Here is a 22,658-nt window from a genome sequence, read left to right as displayed (position 1 = left end):
GCCGCACTTTTGCTTGCTAATGTCTTTCTGAGTAGTCCTGAATGGAGAAAACGAAATGCGACGGTTGGTCCGCGGGTTGGCACTTGTCTCAATGGTGGCAGGGGTCGGCTATGCCGTTTTCACCCTCACCCGTTTGGCCAAGGACATCTCATCCGATCAGTTCGACGACTACACCCCACCTGCCAAGACACCGACGCCCACGCCAAAGCAGGACGAAGAGCCAGAATCCGGCGAGAAACCAGCAGCACCGGGCAAGATCAAACCGCAGAGCAACCAGTGGCAGGCAGTGCCCAGCATCACCAAGAAATAGCTTCCGTCGCAGCGCCTGGTCGGCTTCGGGTCGGCCAGGTCTCAGCTTTTAGCGCTCCCGGCTCTCTTCCCACTGCGCCAGCCGACGCTGGCTGACCTCAACGGCCGCCAGCAACAAGTCGTGTCGGTCCTGCGGAGTTGTTTCAGCCGCCACTCTGGAATGGGACTTCTCCCAGGCCGAAAAATCTGTCTCGCTCAGTGGCCATGGCGGCAGCTCGGTGATCTGCCGACAAGCCAGGGCAAGTCCGGCGAGCTCGGGGCTGCCCTGGTCACCGGCCTCCTGAGTAATCGCGGCGGTGAGCCACACGGCCCACACGGCCGTGTGCAGGTCCGAGAATGCCAACGAACTGGCCAAACATTTCCGCAACTGCTTCGCCGCGGCGGCGGGATCTCCATACGTCCGCTCCAGATCCGCCATCGCGAGCAGGACATAGGTCCGATCCAGTGGTCTTGCCGCAGCGAGTTCGAGACCGCGACGCAAATGCTGGCGACCCTCATCGAATCTTCCGAGTTTGGCCAGCGCCCAACCGTGATAGGCGTGGGTTTCGATGACCATGCTCACCGGAAGATCCGGAGATGCCAGCAGCGGCGTGGACACCTGGATGGACTTAGCTGGATCACCATTCAGGAGATGGAAATTGGCCAGCCGATATCGCGCGTGATATCCCTCTTCGCTGCCCACCGCGGCCAACTCGACCGCGCGGTCGAGAAAAAAGCCCTTCGCCTCGACGGGACGCCCCCACAGGGTCGAGAAACTTCCGGCGTTCGAGAGTCTCCAGGCCAGCAACATCTTGTCGCCACTTGCTTCGGCATTGACAAGGAACCGATCGAATCAGGTCCAGGCACGAGCGATCGGCCATCAGGAACATGCAGGAAGCGATACCGAGGCAGATATCGGACCGGCGGCGATAGTCGTCCACGGTAGTGCCGTTGAGAATCCGAAGCGCGGTTTCCAGATGAGATCGCGCCTCCAACGGACGGCCCTGGCCGTACGCGAGCCGGCCAGCCCAGTGCCGGAGCCGGCCGTGTGTTGCCAGCGGCAGAATGTCCCACTGCAGAAGCGCGCGCTGAGTGAAATACCGCGCTGTCTGAAGGTTTCCGTAGTCGTAGTCAAAAACCACCCGAGAGAGCGAGAGCATCTCGGCTGCCACGGTGGTCAGCGCCGCGCCGGCGTGATCCAGCGCCCATCCCAGCGCAGTATAGAGGTTGTCAATGTCGATCAGGAAAGTAGTGATCCCAGCGGCCCGCTCAAGATAATCCTCGATACCCAGAAGTCCTTGAAGCAAGCCGAAACACCAGTCCAGGTGGCAGCGGCGGGTGACATTGAGGTCGGCTTCGTCGGTGCCTTCGGCGGCGAATTCCCGGATCGGAATGAGCAGGCGGTAGCGGAGTTGTTCGCCTTCCACGATGACCTGGATCATCGAGTGGTCGACGAGGTTTCCCAGCAGTACGGGAATGTCCGCCGCGTCGATGCCGGAGTGGCCGCAGACCTGCTCGGCGGCGCTCAAGTCGAAAGCGGTCGGGAAAAAAACCGCCAGCCGGGCCAAAAGACGGCGTTCGACCGGCGGAAGGAGTTGGGCGCTCCATTCGTACGTGGATTTCAGGGCACGTTGGTGCGGAAGCCGATGGTCGGAGCCGGCGCTGATCACCGCGGCACTGTTTTCCAGGCGCTGCGCCAAATCAGCGATCGACATCGCGCGTAGCCGAGCGGTGGCCAGCTCGATGGCCAGCGGCAGACCTTCCACGTGCCGGCAGATCCGGGCGATGAGGGGCAACTGACTGTCGGTGTCTATCCCGCGGCGGACCAGCCGGGCCAGGTCGACGAAGAGTTGTTGTACGGCGGGGCTGGCCCGCAGCTCGGTCGTACGCGTCTCGTCCGGCTCCGGCAGCGCGAGCGGCTCGACTTCCCACACCGTCTCCAGCGGCAGCCCGAGCTGGCGGCGCGAGGTGACCACGATCCGCAGCGACGGGCACGATCGCACCAGATGGTCGACCAGCCGGTTGCAGCTGGCCCGTACGTGCTCGGCGTTGTCCAGCACGACCAGCCGGCGCTCGCCCTGCAGCACTCTCACCACCGCGCCGAGCGCGGACTCGCGGCCGTTGGGGCGGGCGTCGATGGCCGACCGGAGGGCTTCGGCGACCAGCCCGGAACCCTCGTCGGCGGTGTCCGGCTCGGCCGGCAACCGGCCGCATTCCACGACCACCACGCCGTCGGCGGCCACGCTGACGCCGTTGTCCAACGCCGTCCGGGCGGTGGCCAGCGCGAGCGCGGTCTTTCCGGCGCCGCCGGGCCCGACCAGGGTCATCACCCGGTGGTGCTGGATGAGCTCGATCAGCAGCTCCGGCAGGACCTGGTCCCGGCCGACCAGCGCACGCTGGTCCGGCGGACGGCCGGTCCAGCGCCGCAGCGGCAGCAGCTCGGTCAGGTCTACGGTCTGGCGCTGCTTCTCGTACTCGGACGTGCTGTCCTCGTCGGCCTGCAACAGCGCGAGATGCGCCTGCTGCAGCTCGCGGCTCGGGCTGATCCCGAACTCCTCGGCGAGCTGTCGCCGGGTCCGTTCGTAGATCTCCAGCGCACGGGCCGGCTGGCCGGTCACCGCGTACGCACTCATCAGCCTGATCTGCAGCGACTCGCTGAGCGCCTCGGCGGCGGCCAACCCGGGCAGCCAGCTGAGCACCTCGTCCGGTACGCCGGCCTGCAGCTGGGCGTCGGCGCAGTCGACCGCCGCCCCCAAATACTCCTGCTCGATGGCCGCGACCTGCGGGTGCAACCGGAGGGCGCCGCCGAGGTCATCCAGGAACGGGCCGGACCGCAGCGCGATCGCCTCGGTGAGCAGCCCGCGGCGCCGGCCATGTCGCCGCTTTGGCGGGCCGTGTACGCACCCGTGACCAGCTCCCGAAAACGCAGCAGGTCGATCGTGACGCTCTCGGTGTTCAGTTGGTAGCCGCCGCCGCGGGACAGCAGCAGCCTGCTCTGCGCGCGGGTGGTTTTGCTGGTCGTACGACCCGGCTCCAGCACTTGGCGGAGGGTGGCCACATAGGTCTGGACAGTCGCCGAGACCCGTGGCGGTGGCGCGTCACCCCAGACGAAGTCGACGATGGCGTCCCTGGACACCGACCGGCCGCCGGCCAGCGCGAGAACGGCCAGCACGGCCCGCTGTTTCGGCCCGCCGAGGGCGATTTCCACCTCGATGTCACCAGCTTGGTGCCACGCCTGGACTGGACCGAGCACACAGAGACGGACCGCTATCCGTGTCCGCTGCCCTGTTGCCGTCGCGTCCAGCACCCGCCTGCGCCCCTCGCCCGCCGTCTCCCGTGCAGATCTTAGTCAAATATGTACGGATTCGGTCCGGACCGAAGCAAACTCTTTCGCCGTACCAAGATCAGGACCAGCGGTTTTAGAGATCTTTCAGACCCACCTGGCAAAGTTTTCCCAGCGTGGTGGGCCATCGGGTGGTGGGCCATCGACATGGTCCACCACCAACAGACTTCTCAAAGGGGGAATCGATGCGTGACATCAGGCGGCAGCTGGTCGCGGCTCGTACGGACGGGGTGTCCCTGGGCTGAGCGACGTCCCGCACTGGCACCATCGGGGCATGAGTCCAGTCAGCCGTGGCCGTACGAAGAAGAAGAACAAGACGAAGAAAAGCAGTCGCGAGCCGAGCCTGAAGCAGATCTACGCGGGCGTCGTGGACGAGTTCGCCGGCACGATCAGCGAGACCGATCCGCTGAACGCCGAGGCGATCGCGTCCTCGATCGTGGGCGACGCGCTGCGGATGTCCGACGACTACGAGGTCGAGGACCTGGGCACGCTGCCGTTGATTGGGTACGCGCCAGGGCCGGCCGTCGCGGCCCGGGCTCGCCCTGCTGCGCGCTGTCGCCGCCGTCGGCATCACACCGGAGTTGCGCCAGGCGGCCGCCGAGGGGGTCCAGGCGGTGCTTTCCGCCGGCATCGCGGACCTGCCGTGGGCGGGCGCCCTTGACGCCCCGATCGAGGCGGGCAACTGCTGGCAGATGGGCGACGTTTTCGGCGACAGTTGCATGGTGGTGGCCGAGTTCGTACGGAACGGCCAGCGGCATGCCATCTCCGGCCACCTCGGCCTCGACGGCCTGAACGGGTTAGCCGAGGAGATCAACCTGCTGGACAAGACCGACGGGTTGGCGCGCGGAACTCGCCGGCCTCGCTGAGGAGGATCCGCTCCAGTTCTTCCAGGAGATCGAGCACGCGGCCGGCATGCGGCTGCTGCGCCGCAGCATTCCGGCCGCTGTCGACTACTACGGAGTCGACCCCGATCCGGAGGAGCCGGACTCCCCTGGCGCTAGCTACTACGGGCTGCTGCTCTACGCGCGCTACCGGGCGCTGGGGTTGCCGGCGGTGGTCGTCGACGAGGGCTCGCCGATGCCCCCGGAGGTTGGCGACCAGGTGGTGGCCGACTTCCTGGCGGCCAAGAGCGACGGCCTGCCCGACGTGGAAGCCGCGAAGGAACTGATCCGGCACCTCGCCACCTTTGGATTCGAGCTGGACGCGCTGCGGCCGGTTCGGGTCAGTCCGGTCAAGACGGCCGGCTTCCTGCTGGCGTACGTGCCGGAGGTGGCGAACCTCTCTGACCAGGCGATCTCGGCCGTACCAACGGTCATGGAGGCCTGGACGGAGTGGGTAGCCGACCAGCGGAAGCTGCCGATCGAAGCGGTCCGCACACTGCGCAGTGAACTCACCGAGGTGCTGGCCGAATTCGCCAAAGCGCACCGGAAGTAGCATCGGTCCCCATGCGGCTTTGCGTGTTCTGTGGGTCCCAGTCCGGGCGTGGCGACGGGTACGTGTCTGCCGCCCGCGACCTCGGGCGGCAGCTCGCCGAGCGGGGCATCGGGGTGGTCTACGGCGGCGCCTCGGTGGGCACAATGGGCCAGGTCGCGGACGCGGCGCTGGCCGCCGGCGGCACGGTGATCGGGGTGATCCCGAACAACCTCTTCGGCCAGGAACTGACGCACCAGGGCCTGACCGAGCTGCACTTCGTCGAGGACATGCATCAGCGCAAGGCGAAGATGGCGGCACTCGCCGACGGGTTCATCGCACTGCCCGGCGGCGCCGGCACCCTGGAGGAGCTGTTCGAGGTCTGGACCTGGGCGCAGATCGGGGTGCACGCCAAGCCAGTCGCGCTGCTGGACGTGGCGGGCTACTACCAGCCGCTGCGCGGACATTCCTGGACCAGATGGTCACCGAGCAGTTCCTCCGCCAGCCGCACCGGGACATGTTGTTCATCGAGAGCGACCTCGGCGCGGTGCTGGACCGATTCGGTGCGTACGAACCGCCGGCCGTGAAACCCATCGCGAGGTAGGCGCGTGCATCCGTTCGTACGGCCGCCGATGGGCCATAAGGCTTCGGTTCCTGTGACCGGGGGTCACAGACGACGTGACGGAAGGCATACTGGGATTTAATGACGCCTCCGCTGCAGCTGTTCTCGCGCCGCAAGCCGCCCGCCTCGGCGCCCCCAGTGCCGCCCGTCGACCTGGTCAAAACGGGTCGAACCGCCGGCACCGCCGGCCGTTGACCTGGTGAAGCGATCCGACAGCGGCGCCACCAAGGTCGACCTCGTCAAAGCCGCCACCGTGGTCGCCGTTGGTGAAAAACCCAAACTGTCATGGAGAGAACGCCGTAAGGCGGCCAAAAAGGTGGTACTGCCTCCCAAGGAAACCGAGGACGAGCCGTGGGTGATGCCGGCGCTGCCGCGCAAGCCCCGTCTCGCGGACCTGCGTGACCGGCGCGGTCGAGCCCGCCGCGCGCTGGCTTTTCGCAGCCTCGGCTACCTGGGCATCGCACTGATCATCGCCGGCGTGAGCTTTCCTGCTGGTGCCGCAGATCCGAGCCCGGGACACCGCCGCGCAAATCCCGCCGGTGCCGCAGCCGAGCCAGTCCACTCCGGACCAGGCCGGCCCGGTCCCGAACACCGACCCGACCCCGTCGGTCGCCCCGCAGGCCAGCACCCCGGCCGTCAACACCACCCAGATCAACCCGCCGCGCCGCGTACGGTCCGTGGGCCCAGTCGCTGACCGCCAAGCTGGACATCCCCGTCGTCGCTCTACAGGCATACGCGTACGCCCAGTATCAGGAAAACCTGGCCGCCCCGGGCTGCCACATCTCCTGGACCCTGCTCGCCGGCATCGGCAGGGCCGAGTCCGACCACGGCCGCGAGGGCGGCGCGGTCCTGCAACCGGACGGCAGCAGCAGCAAGCCGATCATCGGGATCCAGCTCACCGCCATCAAGGACACCGACGGTGGCCTCATCGACGGCGACAAGGTCTACGACCGGGCCGTCGGGCCAATGCAGTTCATTCCGAGCACCTGGAAGCTCTACGCAGTCGACGCGAACGGCGACGGCAAGGCCGACCCCTTCAACATCAACGACGCTTCGCTGGCCTCGGCCCGCCTGCTCTGCTCAGACAACCGAGACCTGAAAACCGGCGTCGGCTGGGGCGCTGCGGTCTACTCGTACAACCACCTGAACAGCTACGTCGAGAACGTCTACAAATACGCCGACCAGTACGCGCGAGAGAGCCTCGCTTCCTGATTTCACTCTCCAAAACAGCCGGTCCGGCGCGAAACTGTCGTACCTGTGCTGTTTCCTAGCCCCCTCCCTTTAAACGGGCGGGGGGTGGGTTTGAGGACCGATGTTCAACTAAAAATTAAGGTCTACCTCTCGACCCACCCCCCGCCCGTCACTGGGTGGGGGCAACTTTTGCGGGTGGGTACGACAGTTTCGCGCCGCACTGGGTGCTGGTCGTTGAGTGCGCGGGCGGTGAGTGGGGCCGCGATGACCTCGCGTGCGTCAGGCGCACGCGATGAGTCATCGCGGCCAAAGTGGGCCGAGTGGCCAAAGTGGCCTAAAAGCGGCTACGAGCAGGTCAGCGTCGCCACCGCCCAGTCGGCGTGGTCCCAGGTGTTGCCGTCGCCGCCGTCGCTGACCTGCAGGTCGATGATGTGTACGCCGGTGACGTTGGCCGTCAGCGACACAGCGGCCTGGTTGCCGCGCTGCACCGGGCTCTGCGCGAGCGACTTGTTGTCGCCAACCACGGTGAAGGCGACCGAGCCGTTGCCATGCGTCTCGTCGTCCACACCCACCATCGCACTGAACGACGTGCATTTACCGCCCAGGTAGATGCGTACGGTCGACGGCGCGTGCGCCCCGATCCCGGTGGCGTATTTGACCCCGGCGATGCTCATCGGCAGCCCGTCACCGGGCTGGTTTTCGCCGTTGCTGGTGTTCCGCTCCACCGGTCCCCAGCCGTTGCCGGTGGAAATGAACGGCAGGCTGGACGCCTGCACCGACCCGGCCGGCGGCGGCACGGCGACCAGCGCGGTCACGTGCTCGGAGGATTGTTGCCCACCGCCGATGGTGAAATATCGCGAGTCGACGCGTACGTCCAGGCTGGCGCCGCCGGTTCCGTCCGGCACGAGTTTCCAAGTGGCGGTCCATCCGCGATGCGGCTGCACCACGTCGGTGCGTACGGTCGCCGAGCCCTGCACCTTCCAACCGGCCGGCGCCACCAGCGTCAGCGACGGCCGGATCAGCGGCGTGGAGCCGTCGTTGTAGACAGTGCCGAGCGTGGTGAAAGGCTGGTCCTTCTCGACCACCTCGTCGACACCGACGGACAACGTGGTGAGCGGCGCGAGCGTACGCCCCGATTTCGGCCAAATCCGCAGCAACGAAACGCCGTGCACTCCGAGCTCGGCCCGAATCATCGCGTCGGTCTGACTTTCCTTGCCAGTCCACAGATCTTTCACTCTGTACGAGTCGGTGTCCGGCAGCCCGATGGCCGCGGTCGTGGTAGCCGCCATCGCGCGGAAACCGGGCCACGGTTGAGAAGCGCGACGGTCACCGAGCCGTCGGACATCGGCTTGGCCCACACCTGAGTGGTGCCGTTGCCACTGACCAGCGCGCCCTGCTGACCGCCCCAATCCTGGTCGACCGCGACAACGTCTTTGTTCATCAGGATTTTCTTGGTGGCGTCCGACATCGTACGCAGATCGTTGCCGGACAACAGCGGCGCGTTCAGCAACGCCCAGAGGCTGAAATGTGCCCGATATTCGGCGTCCGTCATGCCGCCGTTGCCGACCTCCAGCATGTCCGGGTCATTCCAGGCGCCCGGTCCGGAGAATTTCTCCAACCCGACCTGCTGGTCCAAAATGCCCAGCACACTGGAAAACGAGTCGGTGATGTCCCCGGTCGTACGCCACAACTGCCCGCCGACGCTCGCACCCCATTCCCACGGCTTGTTCTGACCCCACTCGCAGATGCTGAGTACGATCGGCCGGCCGGTCGCCTTCAACGCGTTCGCCATCGCGGGTTAGCGCTCAATCGCCGGCCGGTTCTCGTTGTTGCAGTTGTCGTACTTGAGATAGTCGATGCCCCAGTCAGCGAAACTCTGCGCGTCGGTGGTCTCGTGGTCCAAACTCGCCGGATAGCCGGCGCAGGTCTGCGTGCCAGCGGACGAGTAGATGCCGAGCTTCAGTTTCTTACCGTGTACGTAATCCGCGAGCGCCTTCATTCCGTCCGGGAATTTCACCGGATCCGGCACCAGTTGGCCGGCCGCGTTGCGGTCGTGCGACATCCAGCAGTCGTCAATGTTGACGTACTGATAGCCGGCCGCGCGCATTCCGCTGGACACCATCGCGTCCGCGGTCGCCTTGATCAGGGTTTCGCTGACATTGCAGCCAAACTTGTTCCAGCTGTTCCACCCCATCGGCGGCGTTTTCGCCGTCGTCACGGTAGTCGGTTTTTCCGGCGCCGCCGCAGCAGCCGCGACAGGCCCCGCGGTGATTATCAGGATAAATGCTGATAAGCAGCTAACCTGCGCATACGTGTCCCCAATCCGGAGTATGTGCGCAGGATTTTACTTGCCACTGGCAGGAAACTAGCCGGAAACGTCTGGCCGGCACAGGCCACTCACAGCCGCTGCACAATCGGGGCCTGATGGTGACGTTGTCGGGGTCTCTAACGTCGTAAATCCCCAAGAACGTCACAATCGGGCCCCGATTGCGCAAAAACCCCTACGAGAAGAGGCGCGCTGCGTCCGTCGCCCAGTACGTGAGGATGATCTGGGCGCCGGCGCGGCGGATCGAGGTGAGAGTCTCCACGATCAGCCGGTCCCGGTCCATCCAGCCGTTGGCGACAGCGGCCTCGGCCATCGAATACTCGCCGGAGACGTGGTAAGCGGCGACCGGTACGTTCACCGAGTCGGCGACTCGGCGGACGATGTCCAAATACGGCAGCGCCGGTTTGATCATCACGGCGTCGGCACCTTCGGCGATGTCCAGGGCGACCTCGCGCAGGGCCTCGGAGGCATTCGCGGGGTCCTGCTGGTACGTCTTGCGGTCCCCTTCCAGCGAAGACTCGACCGCTTCCCGGAAGGGACCAAAGAAAGCCGACGCATATTTCGCCGAATAGGCCAGAATCCCGACATCGGTGTGCCCGGACCGGTCCAGCGCCGCTCGTACGGCACCGACCTGGCCGTCCATCATCCCGCTCGGCCCCACCATCTGGGCGCCGGACTCGGCCTGGACGATGGCCATTTCGGCGTAGCGGGCCAAAGTCGCATCGTTGTCGACCGACCCATCCTCGGCCAATACACCACAATGCCCGTGATCGGTGAATTCATCCAGGCACAGGTCGCTCATCAAAACCGTGCTGTCGCCGACCTCGGCCCGCAACTCCAGCAGGGCCGCGTTCAGAATGCCGTCCGGATCAATGCCGATCGAGCCGGTGGCGTCCTTGCTTTCCGGCGTGGGTACGCCATAAAGCATGATCCCGCCGACGCCGGCCTCGACCGCCTCGGTCGCCGCTTTGCGCAGCGATTCCAGCGTGTGTTGGACGACGCCCGGCATCGACGCGAGCGGCACCGGTTCCGGTACGCCGTCCTTCACGAACATCGGCAACACGAGGTTCGCCGGATTCACGTGTGTTTCAGCCGCGAGCCGGCGGATCGCGGCGGTGGTCCGCAGCCGGCGCGGACGCACCGCCGGAAACCCACCCAGCGGGAGCGGCAGGTCGGCCACGTCAAAATCGGACGAAGCATGTCGTCTTGCCATTTAGCAGCTCCCTAGAGCGAGGTTTATCGCGCGGCGCGACCGGCGCTGGGACCCTGCACCTTCGCACCGCGGCGGGGTTTCACCGGGTTGTTGGCCATCTTTTCGCGCAGCTCGACCGCATAGGTGGCGAGCGCCGCGACCAGCTCCGACACGTTCGCGAGCTCCGGCTGCACATCCACCCGCAGCCCGAGTTCGGCAGCGGTCTCGGCGGTTTTCGGGCCAATGCATGACACAACCGTACGCGCGTGCGGCTTGCCGGCTATACCGACCAGGTTCCGAACGGTCGAGGACGAGGTGAAAAGCACCGCGTCGAAACCGCCGGACTTGATCGCGTCGCGGATGTCGGCTGGCGGCGGCGCGGCCCGTACGGTCCGGTAGGCCGTCACGTCGTCGACCTCCCAGCCGCGCTCGATGAGCCCGGCGGCAAGCGTCTCGGTGGCGATGTCGGCCCGCGGCAGCAGGATCCGGTCGATCGGGTCGAGCACCGAGTCGTAGGGCGGGAAGTCGGCCAGCAGGCCCTCCGACGACTGCTCGCCGGTTGGCAGCATTTCCGGCTCGATGCCGAAGTCGCGTACGGCGTCAGCGGTCGCGTTGCCGACGCAGGCGATCTTCACACCGGCGAAAGCCCGCGCGTCCAGACCGAACTCGATGAACTTCTCGCGGATCGCCTTGACCGCGTTGGTGGACGTGAAGACGACCCACTCGTAGCGGCCGGTGACCAGGCCCTTGATGGCCCGCTCCATCTGCGCCGGCGTGCGGGGCGGCTCGACCGCGATGGTCGGCACCTCGGTGGTGATCGCGCCGTACGCGTGCAGCCGCGCGCTCATCGCGCCGGCCTGCCTGCTCCTTCGTACGCGGAACGAGCACCTTCCAGCCGTAGAGCGGCCGCGACTCCCCCCACGACAACTTCTCGCGCAGCGGCACGTTGGCGCCGATGGTGACCACCACGGTGTCGTACAGGCCGACCGCCGCGTCCACCAGCCCGTCCAGCGTGGACATCGAGGAGGACTGGGTGTCGCCGGTGCCGTCGCCGGTCACGCACAGCGGCGAGTCGGCGGCCACCCCGCCAGCCAGCAGGCCGTCCCGCAACGCCGGCAGGTCGGCCGCGTTGACCGTGATGACGATCGTCCCGGGCAGCCCGGCCACCTGGCTGAAGTCGACGCTGAGGATGTCCCGCGCGTCCACCTCGCAGTGCAGGCCGCCGACCGGGGTGCCGGCGTAGGTGGACACCCCGCCCGCGTGGCTGATGCCCGCCCGCACGACCTCGAAAGGCACGTTCGTACGAGCGACCGCCTGGGCTTCCTTGACGACCGAGTCCGAGGAGAACGGGTCGCCGGCGACCAGCCGGACCACCGAGCGGCCGGACCGGGCGCCAGACAACAGGACCTTGGCCACGTCACCGGAAGCGCCCTCGGCGACGCTGACCTCCAGGCCCTCCGCGGCCCGCGCGGTCAGGACGTCCACGATCACCTGGGGTATTCCGTTGTCGTGCACGAGGTGCTCGGCTTTTTCCAGCGTCGCGAAGGCGCGTTGGGTGAGCAGGCCTGGGTCGCCAGGGCCAGCCCCGACGAAGGTGATCTGGCCGGTGGATTTCCGGGACATCTTTAGGGACTCTCCATCAGTTTGGCAGCACCGGCGGTCAGCAGCGCGGCGGCGAGGCGCCGGCCGAGGCCGTCAGCGTCATGGGCGAAACCGGAAGCGGACATCCTGACGGCGTCGCTTCCATCAAAGGCGGTCACGCTGGCCTGCAAGGTCAGCGTCACGGCACCGTCATCGGCGACCGTGGGAACCGCGTGCGCGGCCACGGTCGAATTGCACCAGACCGAGGTGGCGATATCCACTTCGGCCAGCACCGCGCGTTCGGCGACCACCGCCGCGCGGGAAATCGGGTCATCCAAAACCAGGAGCATTTCGGCGAGCGGGCCATCGGCTCGGCATTCCACCGCGAGCGCGCCCTGGGCGGGCGCCGGCAGCATGACGTCGTCGGTGAGCACGTCGGTGGCGTCGTCGAGCCGACCCAACCGGGCCAACCCCGCGTACGCGAGCACCACCGCATCCAGCTCTCCACCCGTGACCTTGCTCATCCGGGTGTCAATATTTCCGCGAATCGGCACGATTTCCAAATCCGGTCGGAAGGCGCGCAGTTGGGCGACCCGCCGAGGCGCTCCCGTACCCACCCGGGCACCGGTCGGCAAATCCACCAGCTTCAGCCCGTCGCGGGCCACCAGCACGTCCGACGGGTTCTCGCGTTTTGGTACGGCGGCAAGGGAAATCCCGTCCGCCGGGGCGGTCGGCAGGTCTTTGTACGAGTGCACCGCGATGTCGATCTCACCGGCCAGCAGCGCTTCGCGCAGAGCGGAAGTCCACACTCCGGTGGTGCCCAATTCGGCAACTGGCGCGTGCGACCGGTCGCCGTGCGTGCTCACTCTTTTAAGCTCGACCGCGCACCCAGGGCAACGGTTGATCGCCTCGGCGACCAAGCCGGACTGGGCCATCGCCAGCTTGCTGCCGCGAGTGCCGAGGATGATCGTGCCGATGTCCTGCAAGGGATTGACCGCTGAGGTCATGCCTCACCATCCGTTGTCGCTTTGGGTCGCTGGGTGAAAACCGGCGCGACCGCTTCGTTCGCCGAGAAGACCGCCGGAGCGCTCGCAGCCGCGGTGTCCAGGCCGAAAAGCTCACGAAGAGCGTTCGCATACGCCTGCCCGTTGGGCGAACTAGCGAGTTCCTTCACTCGTACGGTCGGGACGTGCAGCAGCGTCGCGACGACCCGGCGTACCGACCGCTCCACCTCGGACCGGGTGCGCTCGTCGAGGTCCGGCATCCGCGAGGCGAGCCGGGCCAGCTCCGAGACGACGACCTCATCGGCGCGGGCTCGCAGAGCGGCCACCGTCGGCGTCACGTCGACCGTGCGCTGCCATGCGAGGAAGGCGGCGACCTCCTCGACCACGATCGCGCGAGCGGCTGTCACCTCGTCCTGGACGGCGACGGCGTCGCTGTGCGCCTGGCTGCCGAGCGAGGCGATGTCGATCAGGTGAACGCCGTCCAGCTCGCCGACCCGCGGGTCCACGTCACGCGGTACGGCGAGGTCGATGATCAACTGCGGACGTGCATCGCCAAGCGTCTCGACGGTCAGTACGGTCGCGGTCGACGCGGTCGCGGACACCACGATGTCGGCCTGCTTCAGGGCCGTCCCCAGCTCGTCGAACCGGACGACCTGGATCGGGACGGCGTCCTCGTCCTGCGAGCGGGCCAGCCGGGCGGCCCGAATGCCGGAGCGGTTGGCCACGGTCAGCGACTGAACGCCCGAGCGGGACAGCGTGGCGGCGACCAGCGCGCCCATTGAGCCGGCCCCGATGACCAGCGCGGACGCGCCTTCCAGCGGCCGGGTGGCGGCCGCGCCGACCTTCAGCGCGAGGCTCACCACGGACTGGCCAGCCCGGTCGATGCCGGTCTCGGTGTGTACGCGCTTGCCGACCCGCAGCGCCTGCTGCATCAGCTCGTGCAGCAACCGACCGGGAGCACCCAGCTCGGCGGCCGCGTTGTACGCCGTCCGGATCTGGCCAAGGATCTGACTTTCACCGACCACCATCGAGTCGAGGCCACCGACCGCCTCGAAGAGGTGCTGCACGGCGTCATCGGCGTAGTGCACGTACAAGGACTCGGCCAGGTCGGCCACGTCCACGCCGAGCCGGCCGGCGAGCACCGAACCCACGTCATGTAGACCGCCGTGGAACGACGACACCGCCGCGTAAAGCTCGACCCGGTTGCAGGTGCTGAGCACCACGACCTCGCCGACGTTCGCGCCGGCCAGCAGGTCCTGGATCAGCGCCGGACGGTCCGCGGTACCCACGACGGCCCGTTCCAGCAGGTCGACGCTCGCGGTGTGGTGGGACAGCCCCACCACCAGGATGCTCATCCGCCGATCACCTCTTCGTTGATGTCCGCGTCGGCGCGGCTGGCGGGAAACCGTCGCAACGCACGGCGTTTGAGATTGCTTGGTTTAAGACTGCTCGGCAGGACACCGTTCTTCTTGGCGTCCCCGTTCTCATTTTCCGTCGGAGCCTTCGCCGCTTCTAGCCGGCGATGCTCGTGGAAGGACAGGATCTGCAGCTCAATAGCCAGATCGACCTTACGCACCTCGACCCCTTCGGGCACCTGAAGAACGCAGGGCGCGAAGTTGAGGATGCTGCGTACGCCAGCGTCGACCAGCCGGTCCGCGACCTGTTGCGCGGCGGCCGGCGGAACGGTGATCACGCCGATCGAGATGTTGTGCTCGGCGACCACCTCCGGCAGCTCGTCGACGTGTCGTACGGCCAAGCCCTCGACCACCTCGCCGACGGTCGCCGGATCGGCGTCCAGCAGCGCCGCGATCCGGAAGCCGCGGGACGCGAATCCGGCATATCCGGCAAGCGCATGGCCGAGGTTACCGACCCCAACTAGGGCTACTGGCCAGGAGCGATTGAGGCCGAGCGTGGTGGAGATGAGCTCGACCAGCATGCGTACGTCATAGCCGACGCCACGAGTGCCAAAAGAGCCGAGATGGGAGAGGTCCTTACGCAGCTTCGCGGACCCGACTCCGGTCACCGCGGCGAGCTCCTCCGACGACGACACCGTTTCCGCGCCGTTCTCGGCGAGGGTGTGCAGGGCGCGCAGGTAAACCGGCAGGCGGGCGACCGTGGCGTCGGGAAGCCGACCATCAGGTCGCACCGTCGGCTGCAGGTCGGACAAGGTCAGCTCCACCGGGCTATCTCAAGCTGGCGGGCGGCTCGCGCTCACGCGCCAGGGCCCCGGTTCGTACGCCGGGGAAGGTGTGTTATCCGCCGGTGGACACTGCCACGGTAACCGCTTGTGAACGTAGGTACAAAGTCGCCGGTCAAACACCCGACTCGCAGTGGCTAGAGTCACTGCTATGGTAGTTACCAAACCGTACGTACGTCTTGGTAATCGGAGGCCGTTATGAAGTGGGACCCGAGCACGTATCTGAAGTTCTCCGACGAGCGGTCGCGCCCATTCCACGACCTGGTGGCACGGGTTGGCGCGGCCTCTCCCCGTACGGTCGTCGACCTGGGCTGCGGCCCCGGCGACCAGACCGTCACGCTCGCCGAGCGCTGGCCGTCCGCCCGAATCGTCGGCATCGACTCGTCAGCGGACATGATCGCGCGCGCTCAACAGGAGCCGGGCTCGGTCGACTTCTCGGTCGGCGATGTGGCCGGCTGGAGTCCTTCTTCTGACGTGGACGTCGTCGTCGTCTCAAACGGACTCTTCAGTGGGTCCCTACGCACCGATCGCTGCTGACGTCCTGGGCGCCGGCGCTACCGTCCGGTGGCTGGCTGGCTTTCCAGGTGCCGGGCAACTTCGAGGCACCTTCACACGTACTGCTGCGTGACCTGGCCCAGTCAGCGGCCTGGCGGAACCGCGGTGACCTCTCCGGCCTGCGTGGCACCGGTGCCGTCGACACCGCCGTCGAGTACGCCGAGCGGCTGCTCGGTCTCGGCTGTGCCGTCGACGCGTGGGAGACGACTTATGTGCACGTACTCACCGCCGTCCCAGACGGACCGCACCCGGTGCTGCACTGGATGAGCGGAACGGCGCTCCGGCCGGTACGCGCCGCGCTCTCGGCCGCCGAGTACGAGGCCTTCGTCGCGGAGCTGGAGCCGCTGCTCGCGAGCGCCTACCCGGTCGTCGACGGCCGTACGCTGCTGCCTTTCCGGCGCATCTTCGTCGTCTCCCAGCGTCCTTAAGAAGCGCGCCGGATCGGCATGAAGGTCGGCGCCGGCGGTTTAGTGAGGAAGTCGAGCATCATCGCGTTGCAGAGCGCCGGCTTCTCCATCAGCAGCATGTGGGTCGCGCCCGGGATGACGGCCAGCTCGGCGTTGGGGATCGTGCGAGAGAGCGCGAGGCTGTGCTCGGCCGTCACGATGTCGTCGTCGCCGGCCATCACGAGCGTACGACTGGCGATCCCGGCCAGGTCCGCCATCGCGATCCCGGTCGGCTGGCCCATCAACGCGAGCGTTTTCGCCGCCACCACGTCGAAATGCTCCGGCCCGTCCGGTGACACCTCCGCGTACGCCTGCCGGATCACCGGCGGAAACTCCATGTTCGGGTCCGGCCGGGTCCCGGCGACCATGCCGTCGTGGTCGATGAACCCGCTGACCAGCACCAACTGCCTGACCAACGACGGCTCGCGGAGCGCCAGCAGGATCGCGACCAGCGCCCCCGCGCTGTAGCCAACGACGTGCGCCGGCCCGCCGCCACCTTGCGCAGGAAGTCGACGGTGTCCTCCACCATCGCCTCCGCGGTCAGCGGTCCTTCGACATCGGGCGTACGCCCATGACCTCGCCGATCGGGCGTATACGCGTGGAAATGCTCACCCATCGCGTCGAAATTCCCGGCGAAGCACCGCGAGTCGGTCATGCCGCCATGCAGCATCAGCAGCGGCTCGCCGTCCCCGCGGTCGTCATACCACGCTCGTACGCCCGGAAGCTCCACATAACCAGCCATGGTTGTCCTCTCTCAACTGAACGGTCAGGGCACAGACGAAACAGCCGCCCAAAACTCATCGCTGTCAGATTCTGGTCAGACGGGGTAGCTTCAATGATCGAATCGAGGGGTAGCTATGCCGATCCAGCGTCTCAACCACGCGGTCCTCTACGTACGGGACTGCGACCGCAGTTTGGCGTTCTACCGCGACAACCTGGGTTTTCGGGCCGTCGCCCACACTCCGGGGCGAACCGCGTTCCTGCAGGCAGAAGGCTCCACCAACGACCACGACCTGGGCCTGTTCACGGTCGGTGCGAACGCCGGTCCGACCACCGCTGGCCGTGGCGCGGTCGGGCTCTACCACCTCGCGTGGGAGGTCGACACGCTCGCCGAGCTGCAGCGGATCCATGACCAACTGGTCTCGGTCGGCTCACTGGTCGGCGCGTCCGATCACGGCACCACCAAGGCGCTTTACGCACACGACCCGGACGGTATCGAATTCGAGGTCTCCTGGCTCGTACCAGCCGCGCTGCTCACTCCCGAGGTCAAGGAATTCTCCGGCGCCGAACCGCTGGACCTGACTGCCGAAATTGCCCGCTATGGCGCCGAAACTCGCGGCGGTGTGGGCGTTTCGGTTTGATCGCCCGGCCTGAATTCGTAGCTATTGCTTAGGTCTGTTTGAACGATGGGGCGGCGCGGCCGGCAGTCCTTGATCCCAGCCGGACGGCTGCTCGTACGGCTCTGGGTTCGGCCGCGTCTTTATTGCATGAGTTCTGCTTTGCTTGGCCCGGTCCAGGGCTGTCTGCCCACGTTGCCCGTCTTCATGAGACAACAAGAGGTTCGGATCCGGCACGGCCGCGTGCCTCGGCTGAGGTTCCACGACCGGTGGCGCTACGGGTCTGCTCGCGAGTTCGTCGATCCGCTGATTTGCCGTGTCGATGCGCTCATTGGTCACCACATGTGACGCGTACGCACCCTGAAACGCCTGATCATGCCCAACCAAATGGTTCTCTACCCCAACCAACTGCTGATCAGTCGCAGCCAAATGCTGGTCAGTTCCCGCTAAACGAATGTGTACGCTTTGCAGATACCTGTCCACATTGGCTTGCAGCTCGCGCATCTCGGCGATCTGGCCTCTCAGGTCCTGGTTTTCGGCCTTGAGACTGTGAATCTGCTCGTACTGATTGGTATCGACATCAATGCCACGATCCCGCAGCTCTTGCGTCTTGTCGGCCGTTTTTTTTTTGTTGGCGGTCTGTCTGCTGATCCAGCGCCTTGCGGCCGGCTTTGTAGCGATCGCCAACATAACCCGCGGCCACCGCTGCCACGGTCGCCTGCACGCCGGTCTTGAGATAATCCACCGCGGCCATGATTTCGGCGCCGCCAGCCATCCCCGGAATCCGAGCCACCAACGCGTCCGCGTACTGCGCCAAGGTATGTCCCCCGACCTCCAAAGCGCCGCCGTACTTGGTCAACGCCATCGCCGCCGCCATGGTCGCCAACCCAGCGGTAAGTCGGATGGGTACGTCCCAGAAAGCCTTCCCCCGATTGATCCGGTCCTCCGCCTGGAACGACGCCTTCGCCCCAGCCTCGGTCAACCGATTCCGCCGCAAAAACTGCCACCACCGCGGCTGTCTGGCGGCGATGTGCCGAGGTGCGTGCTTCCTCTTGAAGCTCTGCGGCTGGGTCATGACGGCTGCAAATATCCGAGCTGAAGGGCGACGAGAGTGGGCACGACCTGGGCAAACATGTGGGCGGTCTGCTCTGCGCGGTCAGCGGCGATGACTGCTGGGAGAACCATTCGATCATCGCCCAGATGCTCGGGCTGTCGAGGTTCAGGCTCCAGATCGAGTAGATGTCGGAGTAAACCTCCAGCAGCACAGCTCGCCATTACGACCAATGCGGAACATCTCAGGCCGCTCCCGAGTGCTGCCCATGCCTTCAGCGAAGGGGAACATTCGATGACCGCGCAGGAAGTCAATCGCTGACTGCGTCCCGGGTTCGTACTCAGCCAAGGCGTCGGACTGGATCAGGCTCTCGACGAGCGTCTCCGCCTGCTCGACCGTCTCCGGTCCGGCAGCGGCCAGCTTGACCAACCGCTCCCGAGTGAACACGAGATCCCGATGCGCCTGAAGATCGGCAAACGCGAGAGTCCAGACACGGTATGCGTCGGGAGGCAGCTCGGCGCTGTCTCCATGGGCAAGGACGATTTCGTAGTAGTCAGTCTCTGTGTTGTCGGCCGCATAGCGAGGACCGTTGTCGAAGCCAACAGGGACGATGACCTTAGCCATTGAGGACGCTCCACCCGTGTGTGTACGCAGCGCAGTGAGTCTATCAAGCACCTGATCAACTGCGGAGAGTTACCAAAAAAGCCTGCCAGCTGGCCGCCGGGAAGACCAAGACCGGAGAGGCGTCTCCAAGCTTGGTGTCCCGGACGACTGTCGAGCCCACCGAGTTGGCTACCTCAACACAGCTCTGCTCTTGCCCGCTGCAAGTGCTTTTGCGCCAGTTGAGATGCGCGACGAGGATCATGGATTCTCCATTTCTTCAATTGCTGCTGCGATACGGTCTCTGGTCGCGGCCTCGTCCAGGGCAGACTCGTGAAGATTCCGCCACACTTTTTGGTAGTAGCTAATTTCGCGTGGCTTTTCGAGGTACAGCGCGCCGCATCCGAGGCTTACGTAGGTGGTTGACGGCTCAGTCCTCTTACCATCGGGCGTAAGCGGAAACTCCAGCATCTCGAACGACCCGATCTCCAGCGCCTGATGATGCACGCCGACCGAATAGTCAACCAAGCGGATCTCGACACTTGGCACTTGCTCACTCACGATCAGCAGATGCCTTAGCTGCTCAGCCATAACCGTCGGACTCCCAACGGCTCTTCGCAGAACTGCTTCACCGAGGACAACGTCGAGCCGCAGCGGCGCCGGCTTCTTCCGCATCAAAAGCTTCTGCCGCTCCATACGAAGGGCGACACGACGATCGAGCTCCGCCGGCTCGAATTCCTTCGGCCCACCTTTATCGAGAATGGTCCGCGCATATGCCTCGGTCTGGAGCAAACCGGGAACCACATCCGGCTCGTACCAAGAAATTCCGGCCGCAGCCGCTTCCAGCCCCACGTACAGCTCGAAAGAAGTCGGAATGACGTCGCCGTAGCTTTGCCACCAGCCTTTGGCCTTGGTTTCGCGGGCGAGGGCCATCAGGGCTTGGGTGATTTCGGCGTCGGTGGCGTGGCCGTACAGGCGGCACATTTGTTCGACGTCGAGGGAGAGCGCATCGCGGTCGAGCCCTTCTCGATGCGCCACATCTTGACCCGCGACAGCTCCAGCTGCTCAGCGGCCTCCTCGACGGTCAGCCGCGCGGTTTCGCGCAGTTTGCGCAGTTCCCGGCCGAGCTGCCGGCGGGGAACTGTCGAGCCTACGTCCGTGGTGGGCATGTCTCCTCCTATCTTCGGTTACGGACCGAGGCGCGAACAGCGCTCGTTATGAAACAGCCGTCGCGCTCACCAGTCAACTACTGCCATTTCCGGCCAAATCAGCGTATCCGAGCTTGAGATGCGAGCGCTCGTACTGCTTGACTCGTGTCGCGGTACGAAGTCGCGTGACTCTGGAGGGTAGCCACGGGCTCGTACCCACCCCGACCGCGCCTCCGGCCCACCCACCCCGATCCCCATCGCGGGCCGGAGGCGCGCCACTCCCGAACACGAAGAAGGACCTCTTGCCCGCACCAGACAACCGGGAGCCGGCGCTGTCCCACCAGCCCGGCCAGCCGATGGTGGTCGTCGTCAGTCAAGCCGCCGACGCCAGCGCCGCAGCGATGTGCGACGCACTGGCCGAGCGCGCGATCAGCCACGCGCGCGCTGTCGATCCGAGCCAGTTCGAGCCGGCGATGATTTTGGACGTCCGGCTGCGAAAGACCGGTCGTTGGGTCGGCGAGCTGCGTACCAGGGACAACACGATCGCGATCGAGGAAGTGTCGGCGATCTACTATCGGGCGCAGCAGCCGTGGGTACGCGAGCCGGGCAGCAATTCGAGCACCGGAGCCGTCCGTCAGGTCGTGCCCGGACCACGCGCCCATTCCCGCGCGGTGCACGCCCGGGTCGCACTTTTCGGAATGCTCATGTCATTGCCGTGCCGATGGGTCAATTTTCCCTGTCTTTCCACCGACGAGCACCGACTCTCCTCTCTAACCGCCGCCATCACCAGCGGATTCACGTTGCCGCCGAGCCTGCTGGCCACTCGACGGCAAGCGGTCAACGATTTCATGACCGAAGCCGGCGAGAATGTGCTGGCTACTCCGCTGGTTGATCCCGAGACTGGTCACCCGTACAGCCGGCCGGTGTTGCGGACCGAATACCGTCATCACCCGCTGGATGGATTTCTTTTCCAGGCATATGTCGAACATGACCGTGCCGTACGGGTGATTGTCGCCGGTCACCGGCATTTCGGCTTCGAAGGCCAGCACGACCTCTACTCGCTGACTGACATCCCGCCAGACATCACGGCCGCCACCGACCAGCTCATGGAAGCGACCGGACTGCGCTACGCCACCCTGGATTTCGTTGTCCCGCCGGAAGGTCCGTGGGTGCTGACCCGCGTCGACCCGAATGCTGACTGGAGTTGGTACGCGACTCACTTCGACTTGCCGATCGCCAGCGCGCTCGTCGACGCCTTGGTCCAAGACTGATGGCACGGAGAAAGAATCGCCGACAAACCGCGATCGACCTGTGGCACTCCGCGGTGGAAATCCAGGAAATTTACCGTCTCCTGGACCGAATCGACAACGCGACGGCCGACTCACGCCGTTACACCGAACCGGCCCGCGCGCTGGTGACGGACGCCGACGACCGTCTCACCGACCGCGCCTGCGCGGAGGACAGCGACTGGAACCGCATCGGCTGGCGATGTTTACGGCTGGTCGCACTAAGCGCGGTCATGACCCCGCTTTTCACCTCGACGTTCAAGCCGTACCAGTTCGTCGGCTTGGCGTGCGAGGTTCTTGCGCTCATCATCGCCGATCTCGCCTGGAACCGGGCCAGGCTGTGGTGGCAACTCCGCCGGTTTCGGCGGCCCGCAACCCCGACGCCGTACGACTCCGACCTGTCGCACGCCTGGTTCCGCGCTCGCTCCCTCGGCGCGGATTCTGCTGCCTCACAAAGACAATGTGCGCTGCTGGCAGCCGAGCGCGCAGCCCTGCTCGCGCAAGCCACTCCGCTGCTCGCCGAGCCGCACCGACTAGCGGCCGCGCGAGCCCCCCCCGGCCCGGCCCGCCGACGACGTACTGCACGCTTCCCGCAACCTGCAAGGCGCCGCCGAACTCCTCAACGCGATGGTCGCGACCGTCCCCCAGCCGCAACAGCCCACCCGCCACCCCACCTGGCCAGAATGGCCTTAGAAGGGTTGTGGGCCGCCGGGCGTGGTGCTACCCGGCGGCCGGGTGGGTTTTCTATGCGGCGAGCTGATTAATCCCGCGGATGGGTCTTCGTTCGCAGTCAACGTACGCGGGTGGCAGGAATTCAACGATTCCGTCAACAATGCGTACATCCCAACCACCATGGTGCACCAAACGATGGCACCGGTCGCAGAGAAGCACGCAATTTTCAAGGCAAGTATGCCCACCATCAGCCCAGTGCTGCACGTGGTGCCCCGTGTCCAGCGGGGTGGTCGGCCGCATCGGGCGCAGCCTTGTTGCGCCTATGTAGTGCTGCGTAGGCCACGAGTGGCACCAAGTGGGCTCCGACTCGGACAGACGCCAGGTTGTCCAAGGACTGGCAACCGCAAGT

Annotated in this window: 26 protein-coding genes and 5 pseudogenes; 11 read left to right on the top strand and 20 right to left on the bottom strand. The window is 66.0% G+C overall.

Annotated features, from left to right (window positions below; genetic code table 11):
• The first annotated feature begins 55 nt into the window (after positions 1-55).
• Positions 56-310: a hypothetical protein gene (locus GNX96_RS44405; protein WP_163573455.1), complete on the top strand. Its 255-nt coding sequence runs from the start codon at positions 56-58 to the stop codon at positions 308-310.
• A 48-nt stretch (positions 311-358) separates the two neighbouring features.
• Here GNX96_RS44405 and GNX96_RS44400 read toward each other — a convergent pair whose 3' ends face one another.
• From GNX96_RS44400 to GNX96_RS60025, 3 genes and pseudogenes are all read right to left on the bottom strand, one after another.
• Complete coding sequence (locus GNX96_RS44400; protein ID WP_279583159.1) at positions 359-991, bottom strand: tetratricopeptide repeat protein; 633 nt, start codon at positions 989-991, stop codon at positions 359-361.
• Positions 927-3,125, bottom strand: coding sequence for an ATP-binding protein (locus GNX96_RS44395; protein WP_279583167.1), 2,199 nt, complete (start codon positions 3,123-3,125; stop codon positions 927-929). Before GNX96_RS44395 ends, GNX96_RS44400 begins: the two co-directional genes overlap by 65 nt.
• Before the next feature lie 131 nt (positions 3,126-3,256).
• Positions 3,257-3,496 (bottom strand): annotated as a pseudogene (locus GNX96_RS60025) (AfsR/SARP family transcriptional regulator); the annotation flags it as partial.
• Positions 3,497-3,905: 409 nt separating this feature from the next.
• Here GNX96_RS60025 and GNX96_RS44385 point away from each other — a divergent pair.
• The 5 genes from GNX96_RS44385 to GNX96_RS44365 all read left to right on the top strand — a co-directional run bounded on the left by GNX96_RS44385 (position 3,906) and on the right by GNX96_RS44365 (position 6,357).
• Positions 3,906-4,292, top strand: coding sequence for a hypothetical protein (locus GNX96_RS44385; RefSeq protein WP_163573452.1), 387 nt, complete (start codon positions 3,906-3,908; stop codon positions 4,290-4,292).
• Positions 4,246-4,497 carry a hypothetical protein gene (locus GNX96_RS44380; RefSeq protein ID WP_163573451.1) on the top strand — a complete coding sequence of 84 codons (252 nt, stop codon included), beginning with the start codon at positions 4,246-4,248 and terminating at the stop codon, positions 4,495-4,497. The genes GNX96_RS44385 and GNX96_RS44380 overlap by 47 nt, the downstream gene beginning before the upstream one ends.
• 46 nt (positions 4,498-4,543) lie before the next feature.
• Positions 4,544-5,065, top strand: a complete 522-nt coding sequence (locus GNX96_RS44375; protein ID WP_163573450.1) for a hypothetical protein — start codon at positions 4,544-4,546, stop codon at positions 5,063-5,065.
• A gap of 62 nt (positions 5,066-5,127) precedes the next feature.
• Complete coding sequence (locus GNX96_RS44370) at positions 5,128-5,628, top strand: LOG family protein (RefSeq protein WP_279583158.1); 501 nt, start codon at positions 5,128-5,130, stop codon at positions 5,626-5,628.
• Positions 5,629-5,862: 234 nt separating this feature from the next.
• Positions 5,863-6,357: a hypothetical protein gene (locus tag GNX96_RS44365; RefSeq protein WP_163573449.1), complete on the top strand. Its 495-nt coding sequence runs from the start codon at positions 5,863-5,865 to the stop codon at positions 6,355-6,357.
• A 55-nt stretch (positions 6,358-6,412) separates the two neighbouring features.
• Here GNX96_RS44365 and GNX96_RS60020 read toward each other — a convergent pair whose 3' ends face one another.
• On the bottom strand, positions 6,413-6,568 hold the full coding sequence (locus tag GNX96_RS60020; RefSeq protein WP_279583157.1) for a hypothetical protein: 156 nt from the start codon (positions 6,566-6,568) through the stop codon (positions 6,413-6,415).
• A 61-nt stretch (positions 6,569-6,629) separates the two neighbouring features.
• Here GNX96_RS60020 and GNX96_RS60015 point away from each other — a divergent pair, with 61 nt between their 5' ends.
• Positions 6,630-6,875 carry a lytic murein transglycosylase gene (locus tag GNX96_RS60015; RefSeq protein WP_279583156.1) on the top strand — a complete coding sequence of 82 codons (246 nt, stop codon included), beginning with the start codon at positions 6,630-6,632 and terminating at the stop codon, positions 6,873-6,875.
• A 323-nt stretch (positions 6,876-7,198) separates the two neighbouring features.
• Here the strand turns inward: GNX96_RS60015 and GNX96_RS60010 are convergent, their stop codons facing one another.
• The 8 genes and pseudogenes from GNX96_RS60010 to GNX96_RS44330 form a co-directional block, all read right to left on the bottom strand.
• A complete protein-coding gene (locus GNX96_RS60010) occupies positions 7,199-8,143 on the bottom strand; it encodes an NPCBM/NEW2 domain-containing protein (protein ID WP_279583155.1) in 945 nt (314 codons plus the stop codon).
• On the bottom strand, positions 8,086-8,295 hold the full coding sequence (locus GNX96_RS60005) for a hypothetical protein (RefSeq protein WP_279583166.1): 210 nt from the start codon (positions 8,293-8,295) through the stop codon (positions 8,086-8,088). The genes GNX96_RS60010 and GNX96_RS60005 overlap by 58 nt, the downstream gene beginning before the upstream one ends.
• Positions 8,275-9,048: pseudogene (locus GNX96_RS60000) on the bottom strand (glycoside hydrolase family 27 protein); the annotation flags it as partial. The pseudogene GNX96_RS60000 and the gene GNX96_RS60005, both read right to left, overlap by 21 nt.
• A gap of 307 nt (positions 9,049-9,355) precedes the next feature.
• Positions 9,356-10,360 (bottom strand): porphobilinogen synthase, encoded by a 1,005-nt coding sequence (hemB, locus tag GNX96_RS44350; protein ID WP_390624319.1) that lies wholly within the window; start codon positions 10,358-10,360, stop codon positions 9,356-9,358.
• A 56-nt stretch (positions 10,361-10,416) separates the two neighbouring features.
• Positions 10,417-11,995 (bottom strand): annotated as a pseudogene (locus GNX96_RS44345) (uroporphyrinogen-III synthase).
• 2 nt (positions 11,996-11,997) lie between these two features.
• Positions 11,998-12,960 carry a hydroxymethylbilane synthase gene (hemC, locus tag GNX96_RS44340; protein ID WP_163573447.1) on the bottom strand — a complete coding sequence of 321 codons (963 nt, stop codon included), beginning with the start codon at positions 12,958-12,960 and terminating at the stop codon, positions 11,998-12,000.
• The gene (locus GNX96_RS44335; protein ID WP_163573446.1) at positions 12,957-14,312 is read right to left on the bottom strand and encodes a glutamyl-tRNA reductase; all 1,356 of its coding nucleotides are present in this window, start codon (positions 14,310-14,312) and stop codon (positions 12,957-12,959) included. Before GNX96_RS44335 ends, hemC begins: the two co-directional genes overlap by 4 nt.
• Positions 14,309-15,124, bottom strand: a complete 816-nt coding sequence (locus GNX96_RS44330; protein WP_279583154.1) for a redox-sensing transcriptional repressor Rex — start codon at positions 15,122-15,124, stop codon at positions 14,309-14,311. Before GNX96_RS44330 ends, GNX96_RS44335 begins: the two co-directional genes overlap by 4 nt.
• 228 nt (positions 15,125-15,352) lie before the next feature.
• Here GNX96_RS44330 and GNX96_RS44325 point away from each other — a divergent pair.
• Positions 15,353-16,137: pseudogene (locus tag GNX96_RS44325) on the top strand (trans-aconitate 2-methyltransferase).
• On the opposite strand, the pseudogene GNX96_RS44320 reads toward GNX96_RS44325, so the two are convergent.
• Positions 16,134-16,771, bottom strand: a pseudogene (locus GNX96_RS44320) (alpha/beta fold hydrolase). The pseudogenes GNX96_RS44325 and GNX96_RS44320 overlap by 4 nt on opposite strands.
• A 241-nt stretch (positions 16,772-17,012) precedes the next feature.
• Between GNX96_RS44320 and GNX96_RS44315 the strand changes: the two are divergent.
• Entirely contained in the window at positions 17,013-17,516 is a 504-nt protein-coding gene (locus GNX96_RS44315) for a VOC family protein (RefSeq protein WP_163573445.1), read from the top strand.
• Positions 17,517-17,537: 21 nt separating this feature from the next.
• Here GNX96_RS44315 and GNX96_RS44310 read toward each other — a convergent pair whose 3' ends face one another.
• The 6 genes from GNX96_RS44310 to GNX96_RS59995 form a co-directional block, all read right to left on the bottom strand.
• Positions 17,538-18,182 carry a hypothetical protein gene (locus GNX96_RS44310; RefSeq protein WP_163573444.1) on the bottom strand — a complete coding sequence of 215 codons (645 nt, stop codon included), beginning with the start codon at positions 18,180-18,182 and terminating at the stop codon, positions 17,538-17,540.
• Positions 18,073-18,474, bottom strand: a complete 402-nt coding sequence (locus GNX96_RS44305; RefSeq protein ID WP_163573443.1) for a hypothetical protein — start codon at positions 18,472-18,474, stop codon at positions 18,073-18,075. Before GNX96_RS44305 ends, GNX96_RS44310 begins: the two co-directional genes overlap by 110 nt.
• A 237-nt stretch (positions 18,475-18,711) precedes the next feature.
• Positions 18,712-19,167: a hypothetical protein gene (locus tag GNX96_RS44300; protein WP_163573442.1), complete on the bottom strand. Its 456-nt coding sequence runs from the start codon at positions 19,165-19,167 to the stop codon at positions 18,712-18,714.
• A 55-nt stretch (positions 19,168-19,222) separates the two neighbouring features.
• On the bottom strand, positions 19,223-19,408 hold the full coding sequence (locus GNX96_RS44295) for a DUF397 domain-containing protein (RefSeq protein WP_163573441.1): 186 nt from the start codon (positions 19,406-19,408) through the stop codon (positions 19,223-19,225).
• Positions 19,405-20,127 (bottom strand): DUF5753 domain-containing protein, encoded by a 723-nt coding sequence (locus GNX96_RS44290; protein ID WP_279583153.1) that lies wholly within the window; start codon positions 20,125-20,127, stop codon positions 19,405-19,407. Before GNX96_RS44290 ends, GNX96_RS44295 begins: the two co-directional genes overlap by 4 nt.
• Positions 20,076-20,312, bottom strand: a complete 237-nt coding sequence (locus GNX96_RS59995; protein ID WP_279583152.1) for a helix-turn-helix domain-containing protein — start codon at positions 20,310-20,312, stop codon at positions 20,076-20,078. The genes GNX96_RS44290 and GNX96_RS59995 overlap by 52 nt, the downstream gene beginning before the upstream one ends.
• 281 nt (positions 20,313-20,593) lie before the next feature.
• On the opposite strand from GNX96_RS59995, the gene GNX96_RS44285 reads away from it, so the two are divergent.
• Together GNX96_RS44285 and GNX96_RS44280 are read left to right on the top strand one after the other, a co-directional pair.
• A complete protein-coding gene (locus GNX96_RS44285) occupies positions 20,594-21,562 on the top strand; it encodes an ATP-grasp domain-containing protein (RefSeq protein ID WP_163573440.1) in 969 nt (322 codons plus the stop codon).
• Positions 21,563-21,615: 53 nt separating this feature from the next.
• Positions 21,616-22,341, top strand: a complete 726-nt coding sequence (locus GNX96_RS44280; RefSeq protein WP_279583151.1) for a hypothetical protein — start codon at positions 21,616-21,618, stop codon at positions 22,339-22,341.
• Here the strand turns inward: GNX96_RS44280 and GNX96_RS66620 are convergent.
• Positions 22,322-22,549, bottom strand: a complete 228-nt coding sequence (locus tag GNX96_RS66620) for an HNH endonuclease signature motif containing protein (protein WP_390624318.1) — start codon at positions 22,547-22,549, stop codon at positions 22,322-22,324. The genes GNX96_RS44280 and GNX96_RS66620 overlap by 20 nt on opposite strands.
• Between the last annotated feature and the right edge of the window lie 109 nt (positions 22,550-22,658).

The sequence above is a fragment of the Fodinicola feengrottensis genome (genome assembly GCF_010993775.1).
GTDB classification, from domain to species: domain Bacteria; phylum Actinomycetota; class Actinomycetes; order Mycobacteriales; family HKI-0501; genus Fodinicola; species Fodinicola feengrottensis.
The sequence above is the reverse complement of the archived record's forward strand: the minus strand, read 5'-3'. Positions and strand labels throughout refer to the sequence as shown.